This window comes from Nostoc sp. C052 (assembly GCF_013393905.1).
GTDB lineage: Bacteria > Cyanobacteriota > Cyanobacteriia > Cyanobacteriales > Nostocaceae > Nostoc.
Genome location: NZ_CP040272.1, coordinates 2822150 through 2838159, shown reverse-complemented (window position 1 = coordinate 2838159; position 16010 = coordinate 2822150). Strand labels below are relative to the sequence as shown.

General features: G+C 40.5%; 16 protein-coding genes and 1 pseudogene. 7 read left to right on the top strand and 10 right to left on the bottom strand.

Annotated elements, in window-relative coordinates; translation table 11 throughout:
• Positions 1-234 precede the first annotated feature (234 nt).
• The 4 genes from tkt (at position 235) to FD723_RS11295 (ending at position 3838) form a co-directional block, all read left to right on the top strand.
• Complete coding sequence (tkt, locus tag FD723_RS11310) at positions 235-2262, top strand: transketolase (RefSeq protein ID WP_179065425.1); 2028 nt, start codon at positions 235-237, stop codon at positions 2260-2262.
• A 134-nt stretch (positions 2263-2396) separates the two neighbouring features.
• Positions 2397-2690 (top strand): hypothetical protein, encoded by a 294-nt coding sequence (locus FD723_RS11305; RefSeq protein WP_179065424.1) that lies wholly within the window; start codon positions 2397-2399, stop codon positions 2688-2690.
• A 10-nt stretch (positions 2691-2700) separates the two neighbouring features.
• Positions 2701-3102: a type II toxin-antitoxin system VapC family toxin gene (locus FD723_RS11300; RefSeq protein ID WP_179065423.1), complete on the top strand. Its 402-nt coding sequence runs from the start codon at positions 2701-2703 to the stop codon at positions 3100-3102.
• A 331-nt stretch (positions 3103-3433) separates the two neighbouring features.
• Positions 3434-3838: a hypothetical protein gene (locus FD723_RS11295; RefSeq protein ID WP_179065422.1), complete on the top strand. Its 405-nt coding sequence runs from the start codon at positions 3434-3436 to the stop codon at positions 3836-3838.
• Positions 3839-4035: 197 nt separating this feature from the next.
• Here the strand turns inward: FD723_RS11295 and FD723_RS11290 are convergent, their stop codons facing one another.
• The 3 genes from FD723_RS11290 to FD723_RS11280 form a co-directional block, all read right to left on the bottom strand.
• Positions 4036-4227 (bottom strand): hypothetical protein, encoded by a 192-nt coding sequence (locus FD723_RS11290; RefSeq protein WP_179065421.1) that lies wholly within the window; start codon positions 4225-4227, stop codon positions 4036-4038.
• A gap of 335 nt (positions 4228-4562) precedes the next feature.
• Positions 4563-6107, bottom strand: coding sequence for a hypothetical protein (locus tag FD723_RS11285; RefSeq protein WP_179065420.1), 1545 nt, complete (start codon positions 6105-6107; stop codon positions 4563-4565).
• A 120-nt stretch (positions 6108-6227) separates the two neighbouring features.
• Positions 6228-6833, bottom strand: coding sequence for a DUF3318 domain-containing protein (locus FD723_RS11280; protein ID WP_179065419.1), 606 nt, complete (start codon positions 6831-6833; stop codon positions 6228-6230).
• A gap of 316 nt (positions 6834-7149) precedes the next feature.
• Between FD723_RS11280 and FD723_RS11275 the strand changes: the two genes are divergently transcribed.
• Positions 7150-7881, top strand: a complete 732-nt coding sequence (locus FD723_RS11275) for an MBL fold metallo-hydrolase (RefSeq protein ID WP_179065418.1) — start codon at positions 7150-7152, stop codon at positions 7879-7881.
• Between the two features lie 335 nt (positions 7882-8216).
• On the opposite strand, the gene psb34 is transcribed toward FD723_RS11275, so the two are convergent.
• Positions 8217-8387 carry a photosystem II assembly protein Psb34 gene (psb34, locus tag FD723_RS11270; protein ID WP_141699918.1) on the bottom strand — a complete coding sequence of 57 codons (171 nt, stop codon included), beginning with the start codon at positions 8385-8387 and terminating at the stop codon, positions 8217-8219.
• 531 nt (positions 8388-8918) lie between these two features.
• Here psb34 and FD723_RS44115 point away from each other — a divergent pair.
• A pseudogene (locus FD723_RS44115) lies at positions 8919-9286 on the top strand (transposase); the annotation flags it as partial.
• A gap of 15 nt (positions 9287-9301) precedes the next feature.
• On the opposite strand, the gene FD723_RS42675 reads toward FD723_RS44115, so the two are convergent.
• From FD723_RS42675 to cas1, 5 genes are all read right to left on the bottom strand, one after another.
• Entirely contained in the window at positions 9302-9442 is a 141-nt protein-coding gene (locus FD723_RS42675; RefSeq protein WP_256875144.1) for a hypothetical protein, read from the bottom strand.
• 243 nt (positions 9443-9685) lie between these two features.
• Complete coding sequence (locus FD723_RS11255; protein ID WP_179065417.1) at positions 9686-9991, bottom strand: hypothetical protein; 306 nt, start codon at positions 9989-9991, stop codon at positions 9686-9688.
• Positions 9992-10204: 213 nt separating this feature from the next.
• Positions 10205-10441: a hypothetical protein gene (locus tag FD723_RS11250; protein WP_256875143.1), complete on the bottom strand. Its 237-nt coding sequence runs from the start codon at positions 10439-10441 to the stop codon at positions 10205-10207.
• A gap of 131 nt (positions 10442-10572) precedes the next feature.
• A complete protein-coding gene (gene cas2 / locus FD723_RS11245; RefSeq protein WP_179069113.1) occupies positions 10573-10851 on the bottom strand; it encodes a CRISPR-associated endonuclease Cas2 in 279 nt (92 codons plus the stop codon).
• On the bottom strand, positions 10851-11897 hold the full coding sequence (cas1, locus tag FD723_RS11240) for a CRISPR-associated endonuclease Cas1 (RefSeq protein WP_179065416.1): 1047 nt from the start codon (positions 11895-11897) through the stop codon (positions 10851-10853). The genes cas2 and cas1 overlap by 1 nt, the downstream gene beginning before the upstream one ends.
• A gap of 436 nt (positions 11898-12333) precedes the next feature.
• Between cas1 and FD723_RS11235 the strand changes: the two genes are divergently transcribed.
• Positions 12334-13251: a transposase family protein gene (locus tag FD723_RS11235; protein WP_179065415.1), complete on the top strand. Its 918-nt coding sequence runs from the start codon at positions 12334-12336 to the stop codon at positions 13249-13251.
• A gap of 1571 nt (positions 13252-14822) precedes the next feature.
• On the opposite strand, the gene FD723_RS11230 is transcribed toward FD723_RS11235, so the two are convergent.
• Positions 14823-15911, bottom strand: coding sequence for a sulfonate ABC transporter substrate-binding protein (locus FD723_RS11230; protein ID WP_179065414.1), 1089 nt, complete (start codon positions 15909-15911; stop codon positions 14823-14825).
• Positions 15912-16010 lie beyond the last annotated feature (99 nt).

The window sequence follows — 16010 nt, the reverse complement described above, 5'->3', positions numbered from 1 at the left end:
CTGCCCCTCTGCCTCTTTCCAATGCCCAATGCCCAAAGTATCAGAACATTCAGATATAAAGTAAGCGTTCAGCATGACCCAATTATCAGCTTGATTTATCACCACAAACTCAGGAGATCCCGCTTGTCCATCCACAAGCGGGAGTGGGATGATGAAGATACTGTGGGGAATCTAAAATTACCCCAGCAAAAGAATCTACGAAGAGTGCTAACCCGTCGCTAAAAACAAGAGATTATGACTGTTGCAACCCAATCCCTCAAAGAATTGTCCGTCGAAGAACTGGCTATTAACTCGATCCGCTTCTTGGCTATTGATGCCGTAGAAAAAGCAAAATCGGGACACCCAGGACTACCAATGGGCGCGGCTCCGATGGCTTTTGTACTTTGGGATCGCTTTTTGAAGTTTAACCCCAAGAATCCCAAGTGGTTTAACCGCGATCGCTTTGTCTTGTCTGCCGGTCATGGCTCAATGTTGCAGTACGCCCTGCTCTACTTGACAGGCTACGACAGTGTAAACATTGAAGATATTAAGCAATTCCGTCAATGGGGTTCTAGAACTCCCGGACACCCAGAAAACTTTGAAACAGAAGGTGTGGAAGTCACAACTGGCCCCTTGGGTCAGGGAATTGCCAATGCAGTCGGTTTAGCGATCGCCGAAGCTCATTTGGCTGCTAAGTTCAACAAACCCGATGCTAAAATTGTTGACCACTACACTTACGTAATCGTGGGTGATGGTTGTAACATGGAAGGCGTTTCTGGTGAAGCTGCTTCTTTTGCGGGACACTTGGGATTAGGTAAACTAATTGCTTTGTACGACGACAACCACATCTCGATCGATGGTTCTACAGATGTAGCATTCACCGAAGATGTTTCCAAGCGCTTTGAAGCTTATGGCTGGCACGTCCTCCATGTCAAAGATGGCAATACCGATTTAGCTGGAATTGAAAAAGCGATCGCCGAAGCAAAAGCTGTCACTGATAAGCCAACTTTGATTAAGGTGACAACTACCATCGGTTTCGGTTCACCTAACAAAGCAAACACTGCTGGGGTTCACGGTGCAGCCCTTGGTACAGACGAAGTTGCCTTAACTCGGAAAAATTTGGGTTGGGAATACGAGCCTTTTGAAGTTCCAGAAGCAGCCCTGAATCACTTCCGCAAAGCAGTTGAGCGCGGTGCTAATTACGAAACTGAGTGGAATAAAACATACGCCGACTACAAAGCCAAGTATGCCCAAGAAGCAGCTGAATTTGAAAATTACATTAGTGGCAAACTAGCCGACGGTTGGGATAAAGTACTACCAACCTACACTCCCGAAGACAAGGGGTTGCCCACCCGTAAGCACTCAGAAATTTCTCTGAACAAACTAGCGGCTGTTGTCCCTGGGCTAATTGGTGGATCGGCTGACTTAACCCACTCCAACCTGACCGAACTCAAAGGTATCGGTGACTTCCAAAAAGGAGAATACCAAAACCGCAACATCCACTTTGGTGTCCGGGAACATGGTATGGGCGCGATCGCTAATGGCATAGCGCTACATGGTTCGGGATTGATTCCCTATGCAGCTACCTTTTTAATCTTCACCGACTACCAGCGTGCTGCCATCCGCTTATCTGCCCTCTCCCGCGCTGGCGTGATTTGGGTAACAACCCACGACTCAATTGGACAAGGTGAAGACGGCCCCACACACCAACCAATTGAAACCATCGCTTCCCTGCGTGCTATTCCTAACCTGACAGTGATTCGTCCCGCAGACGGAAACGAAAGCTCTGGGGCTTACAAAATAGCAATTGAAAGGGCAAGCCAAAACGCTCCTACCCTATTGGCGTTCACTCGTCAAAATGTCCCCAATTTAGCAGGTACATCAGTTGAGGAAGTGGCTAAGGGTGGATACATTGTGGTAGATAGCGAAGGTACGCCTGATATCATCCTAATTGGCACTGGTTCCGAATTGAGCCTCGCCGTCACCGCAGCCGAAAAACTCAAAGCTGAAGGCAAGAAAGTCCGTGTTGTCTCACTACCCGCATGGGATTTGTTTGACGCACAAGATGCAGCTTATAAAGAGTCCGTTCTGCCAAAAGCTGTCACCAAGCGTTTGTCTGTAGAAGCTGCTAGCAGTTTCGGTTGGCACAAGTACGTTGGTACTGAAGGCGATACTGTTAGTATTGATCGCTTTGGTGCTTCCGCTCCTGGTAATGTTCTCCTAGAGAAATTTGGTTTCACAGTTGATAATGTATTAGCTAAAGCAAAGGCATTGTTGGGTTAATAGCAACAGAATATTCTCAAAATTTTGTGAGGTGGGCATCTTGCCCGCCTTTTTTTACATGGAGGAGCGCTGAGGTTCACTAAAAAAGATTAACTATAATTGAATAAATCACTTAAAGAATTTAGAAGAGAGTTATGCAAGAAGTTTCGGAGAAAAGAGATATAGCGATCGCACGGTTATCAAAAATCGTCGATAAGTTAATTCAAAATAATAATCTCTATCAAGAAAGATTAGATAAACAAGAGATTATTCAACATTTAGTTAATTTGTTGGATAAGTTTTCACCGGAATTTATAAATGCTCTTTCTGAACGTGAATTAACAGACAGAATTGATAGTATTTTAGTAATAGAGGCAGTTTCGGGGACATTAAATGATTTAACACCAGAGCAAATAGAGATGTTTGATGCCGCAGTAGAAAGGAGGTAGGAATAAATAAATGGGCTATCTTCTTGACACGAATATATTAACGGCTATTTTGAAGAAGAATCAAAAGGTAAATAGTAAGCTAGAGGAGTTGCGTTTTCTGGGAGAAGATGTATTTATAAGTTGTATAACCTATTTTGAATCAAAAAGAGGATTGCTTTATGCAAATGCTACCAGACAGATATCTGATTTAAATAAATTCTGTGGAATTTATAGAATTTTATTTTTAGATGATTTAGAAATTATAGAAAAATCCTGCGAAATTCATGCAGAGTTAAAAAGAAAGGGTAGGAAAATACAAGAGGCTGATGTATTAATAGCGGCTACAGCGATCGCACGCGGTTTAGTTTTGGTTTCTAATGACTCTGACTTGCTGCGAGTTGAAGGACTAAGCTTGGAGAATTGGTTAGTTTAATTATTTTGCCAACTATCTTGAGATAGATAGGGTAAACACTACGCACTTTTTCATGATAAATCCCTTGCTAGGAATGATAAATCCCAATTGCATATTTTATTTATTTTGTCAATATGTAATCCCTAGTATGGTCTAATAAATCAGTAAGGCCTTCTGTAGACTGAATCTATCTTCATGCTTTCAGTAGATGTAGTCATGACTTTGCAAATGCAATGATATATGTGTACTCGAACAATAAATAGTTGCTGTTGTTCAGATGAAAAAATCTTTTATCAGATTCCAGTAACTTTGGTTTTTAGCCAATTGTTTGATGTTTTGAGAAGGTAATACAATGAATAAAATCCTAAAACGCACACTTCTACCCAGCCTCATGGCTGCAAGTTTAGCTGGTGTAACTTTAGTTCCCGCCAAACCCGCTGCTGCTGATGACCAAGTACTGAGAGACGCAGGTATTGGTGCTGTTACCAACGTTGTCACTGGAGCTGTTAGGGGAAATGGTAGTGTATTAGGCAATGCTGTTAAGGGTGGTGTGACTGGTGCAGCCGTAAATGGCGCAAATGGTCTGAGAGACACTCGCGGTCGCCGTCACCGGAACGCCGCTCAAGATATCGGAGTCGGTGCAGGGGCTAGCGCAGTAACCGGCGTAGTTACTGGCGATAGCAGAGATACCCTGGGCAATGCTGTTGATGGTGCCGCTGTTGGTGCAGCAATCCATCTATTAACCAATGGTAAATAATTCGTAAAGTCATCAGCTGAAATATTTTCCAACGGTTAACGAACTTATCCCTCCCTAATTCCTCTCTCTCCTAAAAAGAGCAAGCTAACCTCTCTTCCTTATTAAGGAAGGGAGGTTAGCGGGTTAGATTTATATTGAGATATATGTCAACTGTCAAAATCGTATGATGTTAGACTTAATACACCTAATACTAAGACCTAGCCCTTCAACGCCTTTCTAAAGTTTCGACGATAGGATTGATTTATAACAAACAAAGCTGGCCATAGCAAAGATAAACGAATACGATTGCTCAAGGCTGGATTAAAATTAGTCCGCTCAAACCCATTCCAGAACTTCAAAACGCCGACTCCGTAAACGACTATCAAGGCAAAAATAATAAAGTTACCCATTCCCATCAACTCCGTTAGTAACTGACAGAATTTAACTTAAGTTTTACCACACGAGGTAAGCACTTCATAACCAACACCGAGAAGGTATCAATAAACTCCTCAGTCTCTAACATCTAAGTTCAGTTAAATACACATTCTCTTATTCCAGTGTAGAGTAGCTTCACCCTTTGCAACTAGTTATCAGTGGTGGCAAGCTAGTCAAAGGATGTAAAAAACATCATTTCATCATTGATATACTGAAACCGTCATCGCGCTAGTTGGATGCTCAATACTTTGTACCTGTTGTCCAAAGGCTTGAGGCGGGCTAGATAGTAATGAAATGACCCTGATTATCCTTATGCTGCATCTACCCAATAAAGATAATATAGTTCATCACTCGTCCAGCTTCTCTCAAAATCTTTGATTGGAACAATTTTCAAATCATTGCGGTTGACATTCAGTTTTTGATTTAAAATCAGCAAAATTTTCTTTTCCTCATCTTGATTCTTGAGGAGAAAATTAATTTGGCTTAATATTTCAGCTTGTTCGACCTCTTGACGACCTTTTTTAAATAGGGTAAAGCTTCCCATTTTTTGAAGCTCAGGATAGTAAAACTTTCGATTGAGATAACCCGACAAAGGAGCCATAGTTGCATCTCGACTAGCGACAATAAACTCATTATCTAACCCAGCTTTTTGAATATATTGGGCTGTTTCCCGACTGGCAGAAAATGGTACAACTAAATCTCTTGAAAAATTATAAATACCTCCCCCAAACTGGACATAAAGAATTAGCATCAGAACGATATGATGCCATTGGTGAACAAATGTAATTGAATTTGGACGAATAGAAAACTTACTGAGTAAAACTTGAGACTCTTGATAATAACTTGCCAGCCATAAAGCAGCTATAAAGATTAAATAAAAATGTCCATAATGCCGAGAACCACCGATAAATCTGAAGTAGGTAAAGGCAAATATTATACAATTACCTATAGTATAGAAAAAGAAAGGAACTGGCTTTTTAGATAATTTAATCAAGGTCAAAATCACGACGAATAGAGTAATTAGCGCACAAACAATTAAATCTAGCAATTTTTTGTGTGCAGGAATAATTAATAAATAACTACCAAATATTCTGCCCATGCTTATCAACAAATGACGGATATCTAATTGGATTACCCAACCATTATTTAACCCACCATAAAGATAACTATCTATCGGAGGAGTAATAATATAAATTGATAAAATAAAAGAAAAGGTGATAATTACAATACTTAAAAACAGATCATACTTTTGGCTTTGACTAAAATACTGATGTCGATGTTCACTATCAAAACAAAATTCAGCTAGCAAAGTTAATGATAAAGAAAATGATACAAATAAACCGTAAATATTACTATTTGCTAGTAAACCTAATAAAATTGCCAAATAAGTATAAGTCCTTTTTCTAGATGAAAAAACTGTACAGAATCCAAAAATGAACAACATACTAAAAGCATAGTTTCGAGAAGTTAAAAGATATTCGTAAAAAGGAAAGAAACCAAAGGAAAATAAAAATTTTTGTTTGTAGTTAAAAGGGCTATATAGGCAAAAAATAGTAACAGAACCAACAGTAATTGCCAAATGAAAAATTTGCATAATAATAGGATTATCTACTATGCTTTTTAAAAGCACCAGAGAAAAATACCATAGAAGAGGATGACCTTCATAATGAATATTTGTAATTAAATCTCCAAAAGATTCACTATCTCTAACAATAAGCCAGGGATTTAATTCATCTCGCCACATGGAATGATTGAGGATACCTATTAAACCAAGACCAGAAAAAATAATGATAATAAACCAAGGAGAATGAAAAGATAATCTCGAAGTATATTTGATGATTTTTTGGTTTAACATTGTTAGTTAAAAATGAAATTTATTTCTATCAAAAATGTTGCCGCAGATTGTAATAATAATCTGAGCTAAAACTTATTCATTTATCAAATAATCTCCTGATTCTTTAATTTTTAACTATTTCTACCTATCGTAGCTTTCTGGTATACCCACTGGTGATAAACCTGCGATCGCTCGTAAATTTTGGCAACGAATCAACTCGGTAAAATTGAAACTGGCACGCCCTTCAATTTTGGCTACCGCTTCAATTGCAGATAATAGGTGCTGTGCTGCTTCAGCTTCGGAATAACCGCGTCTCTGTGCTATTTTTATCGCAGCAGCATCGGCATTTAACTCTGACTCTTGAGATTTATTAGTACGCCAGATCCGAAAAGCAGCGATCGCACTTAATCCCCCAGCTACAGCTACACCCACTACGTCTGACTGTGCTGCTTCCAAGAATCCGCCTAACAACCCGACTAACACCGCACCTTGATAAATATCGGGTTTAAACCACTTTACCCCCGTTAACCAGCTAACCATCTGCAATAGCAGCAAGTCTCGTTGCGGCTTTGTCAAGCGACGCCACAAATCGAAATTAATATATATCGGTCGCGCCTGATTCCAGGGTTGGGGAAAGGAGGCGTCAATCACTTTTGCCTGTTCTGGTTTACTAACAAGTTTTGTCGTCATCCGACCAGAAGCAGGCATTACATCTAACAAACGGCGAATTTCAACATTTGGCTCCATAAGTTTAATTATTAGCCATAATGTGCATAGTAACTAGTTATGTAAGTATTGGTATGTACTGGCAAGAGATTCAGATAAGCTATAACCTGCCGCTAACTTACTTACCATAGAAGTGCGCTTCTGTTGCTGTTGCTGCTGTGTCAGTAATCGGTCGTCCCCAACCTACTATTTTACCCTAAAGTATAGGACTAGGTGCTATACTAACACTCTTGAAAATGACCGACAGACACCCCTGTAGCGAACTGAAGAGTAGAAAAATCAGAACAATAAATACGATTGCTCATTTGACCACTAAACTTGCTCGGAAGAATAAACAATGGTCATAACAAATACCCAGTCAGGAACGAATGTCTATGAAGTTGCTGAGGGGATTTACAGGATTAATACACCGATCGCCCTCCCAGGTGGAGTGGGAGGATTTTCATTCAATCAATACCTGATTGTTGACGACGAATCATTAATTTTTCATACTGGGCCGCGCAAGATGTTTCCCTTGGTACGCGAGGCGGTTGCGAGTATATTGCCAGTAGAACGCCTGCGTTATATCGCCTTTTCTCATGTTGAAGCAGACGAGTGTGGATCGCTCAATGAATGGCTAGCTGTAGCCCCAAACTCGTCGCCCCTTTGTGGCACGATCGCAGCAATGGTATCTGTCAACGACCTTGCCGATCGTTCGGCAAGATCCTTGGAGGACGGTGAGTTGCTCTCGTTGGGCAAAAACTCCATTCGTTGGTTCGATACACCCCATCTACCCCACGGGTGGGATTGTGGATTTCTGATGGAAGAACGCACCAAGACACTGTTTTGTGGCGACCTCTTTACTCAAGGCGGTGTCGAGATCGAACCACTCACTGAGTCGGATATTCTCGGCAAGAGCGAAGCATTCCGCCACGGGATGGATTATTTTTCTCATACGAAGAATACTCGCCTTCTGCTGGATAAATTGGCAGCCACCGAACCAGCAACGCTGGCGTGTATGCATGGTAGTGCATGGCGTGGTGATGGAGCAAAATTACTTCGGGATTTGGCTGATGCTTTGTCTGTTTAGTCCAGGTTACAAATTGCCCGCGATCAAGTCGTCGATGAGAATTGGCAAGTGGCTTACATTATTGAGGCAAGCTAAATGAGTAGTGCTATAAAGTTTTTTTGGTTAGGTTATGTCAATAAAACAATGTAAGTCCCCAAAAAGCCTAATATGATGAGCTTACAAGTGGGCATTGAGCCGAGATGCGCGACGTGAAACTTTTCTTTTGAATTGCGATGGCGGAACGCCCGCTTTATAGCGATCGCACTCCACAGCAAAAAACCCCGGCGTTAAGTACCGAGGCTAGGGGGAGAAGTACGAATTACGATGAGATACAGCGATACCGAAATCAAAAAATCTTAGCTAACCGCAAAAGCAACCAAAACTAGAGCGGTAACAAACATAGCTGCAACTGCACCTTGTATAACGTAGTTACGTTGTTCCCAAATTGCCGGGTATTCAGCGCAGTATACCTGGGGAACAGGAGCGTAATTGTTGAGAACGCCGTTTTCATTAACAGTGGTATACATAGTTTTTTCTTTTGCTTGTTTAGTTATGTAAACTAATATAACAATATTGTTACAATTAGTCAACAGGACTTGACACAAAAAGGCTGATAGCGTTAATAAAAATTGCTTATCAGGAATACATGAGGTAGGCGATCGCTGTCGTGCTGACTCTCCCCCAGAACTGGGAAGGGCATAGACGCGCAGCGGCTTGTCTGATGACATCGCTTTGGTCTGGAGTTTACTTGATGGGATGATAAAGCCCGTCATTCTGATAGCGCCACGCTGTACTACTTGGATCTCGATTGGGGGTTCAGCCGGGATACGCGGGAGCATTTTACGTTTATCGAGTCACTACTCAACGATAAAATAAGGGTTTCAGCTTCTAAGAATATTTGTCTTACTCATGTAATATCTCTTAACTCGGCTTTCTGCGCGAATGCTACTCATACCCCTATACTTTGGCGAAATGCAAAAATCAACGGGAGCAATGCGATTTTGTGAGATGACCCCACCTGGAGAGCGATCGCTAATAAACTCTAAAGTAAATATGTTTTACTTAAAAATGAGTCAGATTTAAACGAAGAGCAAAAAAAATAAACTTATTCAGGTGAAAGCTGTGTCTCCTAGCCTAAAATTAATGCATGAATTAAAAGAGAAATTTAGAAGAGTTTTTAATAAAACGAATGATTGATATCCGGCAGTCTTTAAATTGGGTATATGGCACTTCAATTGCTAAAAAATATTTCTCAAATAGTAACAATACTTTTATCCGATGGTTTGATGAAATAGTAGCTTACTTTGATAATAGGACAACAAGTGGTGCTGTTGAAGGCATCAATAACAAGCTCAAGCTAATTAAGCGTTCAGCTTATGGGTTCAGAAACTTTATAACTGATATTAACAAAGACGCAGGTGTTTAGATAAAGTCAATCAACTCAAAGCTTCATATCGGGTAAATTTCGCACTCCTTGCACATCAAAAATAATCAAGAATTTGATATTTTTGATTGAATGTTGCAACACTTGTAAGTAAGCAACTGCATCATTACGACGGCGAAAGCGTGCAACAATAAACAATATTAGACTGTTGAACACCAGAATTCACACTAGCATTATCCAACAGTTGTTCGTTAGATAAAACGCGAATAATGCACCACGGATGCAGTTGCTGAAAATAGGTCATAATAACCACCTTACAAATGCTGTAAAATACTCAAAAACTCAGCTTTGAAATGACTATCATTACCGTAGGCTATGAGTATTTTCTAAGACAGAGCAAGATGCTATTGACAAATTACTGAATTTGTGGATTTTTATCGGCTATAATTCAAGATGGTCAAGGTGCAACCAGTCCAAAACCTGTTCGGGAATCTCCTCGAAATGTTCGAGAAAAAAATCCATCAAAGCCAGATGGAGTAAATCATTATGGGTGGGATAGCGTCGATTAGAGCCATTTCTAAACCAGCCTCGAACTGTTGAATCCGAACGGGAACATATTAAGGCAATTAGTTCATAACTTACAGCCCATTTAGCATAAAATTGTGTTGGTGTCATGCTAAACTCCCAATTGCTATAGAGTAAAATCAGATGTCGTTCGCGTGTGGTGATTCGACGAATATTAGACATAATAAACAAGTTAAAATTTCCCAGACAAAAGGCACTTAAAACAGCAATTTCAAGGAATTGTCAAAAGTCAGAATTTATCAGGAGTCTAGTATGATTGATATATTCATTCATCAAATACTCTCCTGAATTCTGACTCTTGACTCCTGACTCCTGAATTCTGACTCCTGAATTCTGACCTTGATTAGTGCGAATCTAAATGGGTAATGATGATGCTCATATCCTCCATATAACGCCAGTAAAACCGTTTCGCCATTGATGCAGAAGAACTCCAGAGTTCGCCATCTTTGCAACGATATCGATGGTTCTTAAGCTGGGATATGTAGCCCCATTATTAGCGAAACATTCAAAAGCTTTATCGTATTGCTTGCGGTCTTTTGGGGATAATGAATCAAGTTGTTTTTGGGCTTTTGCAGCGAAAATCAAACGGAATTTGACAGCTTGAATGTGCATTCAAAAGTTTCCGAATGTCCAAACTTGACCGAAAGCGCAGAGATTTTTGCACAGGTGGAGCGCGTGCTTTTTTCCAAGCGTTCATTTTGTGATAATTTGTGTGGGTAATACTTTGTTAGGGGTTGCGCGATCTAAACTATAAACGCAGCGTCATCTACTACAAACTCAGGTTGCGTTCCCAATACTGCGACCTTGCAACGATTGTGTGCAGTCATGGGGTAGAATCTAACTTGGTCTTCGCGTTTGTTAACGAGTCGGAAGAGGTATTTGGATAGGTTTTCATACTGCTTTTCATCCAACACGCACTCGAAAACCGATTTTTGCACCCGCAAACCATAAGCTTCTAGAAGTTTCGCCACTTTATTGCGACGGGTATCGCTAACAATGTCGTAGCAAACTAAATAAAACATCATCGTTTCACCAATTTTAGAGGAACAGTTTGCGGTTCAATGGTATTGGTGAAGTCTGAATGTGCAGGACGAAACTTTAACGCTAGGGGACGGTAAAATTCTATATCTCCCAGTAAAGATGCAAGATATTCCCGTACCTGTGAGTCGAGACATTGACGATAACTTACTTCTCCAGCGTAAGGATGCAGTACAAAAATTCGCAATTTTGCTTCCCAATATTGGAGAAACTTTTGCAGAAGATTGTGTGACTGGCTTTTCCCGTTACCATTCCCATTCCCATTGGTGTTAGTCAAATTGCGAACAAAATTTAACACCAAGTCATCGACAATAGGTGCGCGAAATTCTGCGGTAAAGTCCCATGCTAAGGGCAGTTCATAATTACCATCGCGGTGTAAAATTGCATAGTCTGGGTCGAGTCCTGCGGTGTTCAGCAGTGTGTAAATATATTGATGCAGCAGTTGATTTCCCAGGTTTATTAGTTGGCTAATGCGCTTTGCAGTTGTACGCGGACATTTGTTGTAGAAGCTCAGTAGAGAAGCAACGGCATCGTAATAAATATTATCAGCTTCTTCGCTGTATTCGTTCAGTTCGTCGATTCCTGGTGCTATTGGTAAGTTGTCCATCAGCAGCGTCAGGTAATTTAATACGCGTTGAGTTGTGTGATTAGCGTGGTGGCGAGTCCAGCTTTGCAGAAAAGTATGCTGATTGTGCAATTTTGCCCAGATAATACTTTCTGCTGTAGCGCGGTTAAATTCAATATCGCGTGCGCGTCTACGTTGGTAGGTAAGATATTTTGCTTGTAGTTTAGATGGGTTTTCTAGCCGTCCTAAATATTCACCGGTTTGGGTTAGATATAAGACGGGAATCTGATGTGAATGAACGATTTGAATGACTTCTTTGGGTAAACTGATATTACCAAAGATGATGAACTGACTGAGATTACGAATTGGAATACAAATACGTTGATTTTGTTGATGAAACACCTTTAAATAATGGTGTTGAATTTGGAATGATACGTCCTGTTCGGTGATGTAAAGGGTAGACATAAATTGAAGCCAACTAGGTTTAGTTGTAGGTCAGAAAGTTTTCTTTTCTTACCTATATTTCAATTTTCTCAGGTTGATATATGAGTTCGTATTTGCGTAAATGCTATTTTTATATGACTTCGTATATGGGTTATATGAGTTGCTCAAAAGGCATAAAAAAAGCCGGAGGTACTACCCCCGACTTATCCATAGTTTAATTATCCAAGCAAATGCGATCGCAACGTCCTTTCAACTTTTCCATCCCCGTGAGGGGTAAAGGAATTAAAACACAGACACTACTGCTTTGAAAACAAATATTACCTACAGTTTCCATCCCCGTGAGGGGTAAAGGAATTAAAACACGTTGGATTGATGAGGATTTAAATGCAATAGACTTATCCTTAATATAAACAAAGTGGGATAATAAAAAACGGAGTAAAAATTATATGTAGATAATATGACAAACCCTTTAGCAAGAATTGAATCACATCCCCACGAAGCAAAACGATTAATAGGGATTAATTATGACCAGTTTTTAGCATTGGTATCCTTAGCGGAAAAAAGGCATAGAGAGAAACAAGCAGAAATTGAAAAAAATAAAGTTCGGATTATTGCCAAGGGAGGCGGACGCAAACCAGAGATGTCACCGAAAGAAGGAATATGCTTGTGTCTAGTTTACATCAGACAAAAACCAATTTTTGAAATTTTAGGGTTACTCTTTGATATTTCCAAAACAAAAGCGAATGATGCTTTTAACTATTGGGTAGATATTTTGAGAGAAATTTTACCAGCATCTCAAATAGAAGAAGCGTCAGTAGATAGTCAAAAATATCAAGAATTGCAGCAAATGCTGTCCGAGTATGAATTAATTGTTGATAGTGCAGAACAGGCTACAGCGAGACCTGTAGACTATCAAGAACAAAAAAGATATTACTCTGGTAAGAAAAAAATGCATACTCTAAAAAACCAGTTTATTGTCTTACCAGGTGGTGAAGATATTGTAGATATCTGTGTGGGAATGCTGGGAAAAACAAGTGATATTAATTTATTTCGAGTATTTCGAGATACTCGGAATAAATTTGCTGACTCACAAAGGTTTATAGGTGATAAGGCCTATATTGGAGATGATGCCATTACCACACCTCATAAGAAACGAAAGAATACAGAAATTTCGGAATTCCAAAAACAAGAGAATAAACAACTTTCGTCTCGCAGAATTGCCGTTGAACACATGATATGTCGGGTAAAAATATTTCGAGTAGCCTCGGAAAAATTCCGTCTCGCTCGTCATCGATATAGTCAGGTAATTCTGGCAGTTTGTGGGCTGATTAGGTTAAGACTTAATCGCTTAGTATCCTTAACCATTAATACTTAATTTTTTATCCTGAAATTGATTTCATCGTTTTGTACTTTTTACTCTAATTTTAATTTTTTGTCTCAGAATGCCGCCAAACACCTATTTTCTCGTAGAGTAAGATAGCGATCGCCTATTCAATCTGAATTGCTCAAACCCATTCACAGTAAGCATTTACATTTTGCGGATAAGTCTAATGGAAGAAAGTTTAATGGGTAGGGCAGGGATATTTCTATCCCTTTCCCCCGACAAACCGGACATGCAAGCTTTCCAAGCATCCGGCTTTAGCAAATCCTAGAATTTCATCAATATATATTGATAGGATAACGACATAATCCGGTTGTCGTTACCCACTCTAGTTTTCCTTGAAAGGTTTTTCTGTTTAAGTTACCTGACTACATTCTTTGAAAGCGCTAAACGCTATTTGTTCAAATTGAGTAATTCTCTAAGGTTACGTTCACAATTTTTCAATTGCGTCTAACTTTTCCCCAAGAGTTCGGAATCTATCAAGTTAGCCGTCAAGGGATTCACTCGCCACACGTCAGCACTCTTTCAAGTTAGTCCTGAATGACCTATCTGCCCAGTTATGTATTCCTGTTACCTTTCGGTATAGCAGCCTTCGCTTTTTGCAGCATCTTACACCCACTGGGGAATTAAAGCGAGATTACTCCCATCTCTACTCACAGCATAGATTCTAGTTGTCAGACCCCATTGGGGTTAATTCATATCACACACAAGAGATGCAACCATTTGGGTTCCTTCTATACACCGGGGGAATCAAAGATGTCTTATATTCCGAGGACAGGGCGGAATATCTCTCCCCAAATACTGTTTCAGCCATTTCAGTATTTCCGCTTCACGATGCCTCTACAAAGGTTCACTCACGTTAACCCGTCAATGGTTTTACCCTAGCGCTATAGCCACTTTCGGCTAGTAGATTTTACGCATTTCCCTCTAGCTTTGAGACACCATAGTTACCCACGATGCCCCTTCGGGTGGGTACTGGCATAGACATTTGCCTGGAGTATTTCGATACTCACTCTCATGTGCGACTGATAGTCGCACCCATCCCCGTGAGGGGGAGTTTATGAAAAAGGTCACTCTTCTAGAAACCTTGTCACAATTGAGCTTGAGAGGGGTCAATCTGAGGGGGTCGTTTTTCCAGCGGAATAGTTGATAAATTCTTTCAATAAAACTGATTCTGACACACTTCAAAGGCTTACTCAGCAAGCTATCTGAGGGGGTCAACGAAAGAATAAGGGTTCCAGGCGTTGTCTGACCCCCTCAGATGCTTATCAAGCAATGACGAATTTATAAATTTGTCAAATGATTGGGAGTAGTTAGAAACACCAGCAGTGAAGTTTATTAATTTTTCATGGTTCAGTCAAGTTGGTAATAAACATATAGAAATCTACTAAAAAAGTCAAGGTGAAGTATAAAGTATAAAATTACTCCACCAAGTACAGCCGTGAAAACGTCATCACGAATTATTCATAGGACTTACGCACAAATAAGGAAAAACGTAGACGCGGAGCGGCTTACCGCAGGCTACTACGGAGAAATGAGAGTTTGAGAGGGTTTTTGCGTAAGTCCTAATTCAATTTACCTTGCCAAACAATTTCCTTGACTTTGATTTCTTTTGGAATCAATTTAAGTTTGTAGAAGGTATTTGCAACTTCTTGTTGTTTAGTAATCACTTCATCGGTGAGCGGAAGTACATCATACTCACGCCGCTTTTCTGCTGTTTCCAATACAGGAGCATCTATACCCAAAGCTGGGGAAAGAAACTTAGCAACTTCAGTAGGATTATTTTTTGCCCAGTCACTAACTTTCTTGACTCCATCCAGAACTACTTTCAAAGCATCCGGCTTGGCATCAACAAAAGATTTTGCAGCCAAATAATAACCACGATTGGGGGCTAATCCCGTCGCGTCTACTAAAGTACGTGCGCCTGTTGCTGCTTCTGCTGCGGCTAAGTAAGGGTCCCAAATTGCCCAAGCATCAACGTTATTTCCCTCAAAGGCAGCACGAGCATCGGCTGGTGGCAGAGTTGCTGGCTTGATGTCACTGTATTGTATCCCTGCTTTTTCCAGCGCTTTCACTAATAGGTAGTTAGCATTAGAACCTTTGGCAAAGGCAACTTTTTTGCCCTTGAGTTCAGCTACACTTTTAATAGGCGAATTCTTAGGTACTAAAATGGCTTCAGCCTTGGTACTCCAAGGATCGTAGGCAACATAAACCAAAGGAATACCCCCAGCTTGAGCAAATATAGGTGGTGATTCTCCGGTATAGCCAAAATCAATACTGCCTGCATTTAATGCCTCTAGCATTGGCGGGCCAGCCGGAAATTCCGACCAAGTTACGGAAGTTCCTGAAGCTGCGAAAGCTTTCTCTAATTCCCCTCTTGCCTTCAGCGCATAGAGAACAGTTGAGGCTTTTTGATAGCCGATGCGAACTGTAATACCGCTAGCTGCTGGACTGGGGGTGGGGGTTTGGGTTGTCTGCGGTGTGCCAGAGTTAGAGTTTTCGCTTGCACTTGGAGAACAAGCAGAGAGAGCCAAAGTTAAGCCAAGTCCTACTGCAAACAGTATGGAAAAAGTGCGGATTCTTCGTTGTTGGAACCTCTGGAGGAAGGCAAAAGCCATACCTAACAGTCGGGTTGGAAAGAACTTAGTCAACATTATCACTCTGCTTTCAGGGGTCAAGAAATATTAGATTTCAGTAAACCTACGGTAATCCCCGACAAGTTTATTGATTTACCGTATTATATTGGACTTTGG